The 2,063-nt window shown below is 59.4% G+C and carries 2 protein-coding genes; both read left to right on the forward strand.

The annotated features are described in order from the left end of the window. Positions 1–651 (forward strand): PBSX family phage terminase large subunit (locus tag CAGGBEG34_RS00540; protein WP_042687239.1); only part of this gene is annotated, 651 nt, incomplete at its 5' end. A 17-nt stretch (positions 652–668) separates the two neighbouring features. After that, entirely contained in the window at positions 669–2,009 is a 1,341-nt protein-coding gene (locus CAGGBEG34_RS00545) for a DUF1073 domain-containing protein (protein WP_006681982.1), read from the forward strand. Positions 2,010–2,063: the final 54 nt, after the last annotated feature.

Raw genomic sequence — 2,063 nt, forward strand, 5'->3', positions numbered from 1 at the left:
ATCGACCCGCAGGCGTATGACCACATCTGGGAAGGGCATTGCCGGCGCTTGAGCGATGCGGTGATTTTTGGTCAACGGGTGCGCGTGGAAACGTTTGAGACGCCTCTGGACGCCCGTTTTTATTTCGGTGCGGACTGGGGCTTTGCAAACGACCCGACGGCGTTGATTCGGTGCTTTGTTCAGGACGAATGCCTGTACATTGATCATGAAGCCTTTGGGTACCAGGTGGAACTGGACGATCTGCCGAAGCTCTTTGCCGGCGGACGCGCAACGGATGGACGGCAGTTTGAGGGGATTCCAGGTGCGCGGGACTGGCCGATCAAGGCGGACAGCGCTCGGCCCGAAACGATTAGTTATCTGCAACGGCAGGGATTCCGCATCGAAGCGGCGGCGAAATGGCCCGGCTCCGTCGAAGATGGCATTGCGCATCTGAAAGGGTTTAAGCACATCGTGATTCATGAACGGTGTACGCAACTGCGGCAGGAAGCGCGCTTGTATTCGTACAAGGTGGATGCCCGCACGGGCGATATCTTGCCGCTGATCGAGGACAAGCATAACCACGGATGGGATGCGGTGCGCTATAGCTTGGATGGCTATATCCGCGACCCGGACGGTTTAGCCGTGTGGCAAAGACTGGGGCGTGAACTGTGAAGAAGAAAAAGCGTTCCATGATTCGCACGCAAGACGGGTTCACCAATTTTGAAGCGTCGCTGGGCTTTGGCGCGGACAATCTGTCGAGCCACGCGCGCTATACGCTGAATCCGCAGAGTCGCAATGGCCAACAACTGGCGACAGCATATCGCGGCTCGTGGATTGTCGGCAAAGCGATTGACGCGCCGGCGGAAGACATGACGCGCGCGGGGATTGATCTGTCCGGCATTGAGCCGGAGGCCATCGAAGCGCTGGATTTGGCGTTTCAACGGCTGGCGCTGTGGGAGCGTTTGAGCGACACGATCAAATGGGCGCGGCTCTATGGCGGGGCGATTGCGGTGATGCTGATCGAAGGGCAGGACTTCAGGGAGCCGCTGCGCATCGACCGGATGGGCCGGAATCAATTGAAGGGCTTGCGGGTGCTCGACCGCTGGATGGTTCAACCGAGCCTGCATGAGCGCGTCACAGCCTACGGCCCTGATTTGGGGTTGCCGAAGTATTACCAGCTGCTGGTCAGCGACGCGGGCATTCCGGCCACGCGCATCCACCATAGCCGCGTGTTACGGATGGAGGGCGTCGATCTGCCGTACTTTGAACGGCAGCGGGAGAACGATTGGGGCTTGTCGGTACTGGAGCCATTATGGGACAGGCTGGTGGCCTTCGACAGTACGACCGCGGGCGCGGCGCAACTGGTCTACAAGGCGCATCTGCGCACGTTAAAAATTGAAGGGTTGCGCGGCGTGCTGGCGCAGGGCGGGCCTGCGGAAAAGGCGCTGTTCAAACATGTCGATTTGATTAAACAGCGGCAGACCATCGAGGGATTGACGCTGATTGACGCGAAAGATGAATTTCAGGCGCATCCGTATGTGTTCAGCGGCTTGTCGGACATGCTGATTCAGTTCGGCCAGCAACTCGCCGGCGCGCTGGGCATTCCGCTGGTGCGCCTGTTCGGACAATCGCCCGCGGGGTTAAATGCGACCGGCGAATCGGATATCCGCACCTATTACGACGACATCCATCAAAAACAGGAGCGGCGGCTCAGAAGTCCGATTCACCGGCTGCTCGAAGTGTTGTCGATGTCGGAGTTGGGGCAGCCGCATGCGGACAGTTTGCGCTTTGAGTTCCGCCCCTTGTGGCAATTGTCCGGCCATGAGAAAGCGGAGATTGCGCAAAAAAGCGTGAGTAGCATTGTCGAAGCGCTGGAGGCCGGACTGCTCGACCGCGCGAGTGCGATGAAAGAACTGCGGGGCTTAAGTCATGAAACCGGCTTGTTCGGCAGTGTAGACGATGCGCAGATTGCCGCGGCGGAAGAAGCGCCACCACCGGTGATGGAAGCATACGCTCATGCTGGCGCATAACCGGAAGCGCCCGCGCCGATTCATTCACGCCGCTGGCATGCGCTATGCCGCACG

The sequence above is a fragment of the Candidatus Glomeribacter gigasporarum BEG34 genome (genome assembly GCF_000227585.1).
GTDB classification, from domain to species: domain Bacteria; phylum Pseudomonadota; class Gammaproteobacteria; order Burkholderiales; family Burkholderiaceae; genus Glomeribacter; species Glomeribacter gigasporarum_B.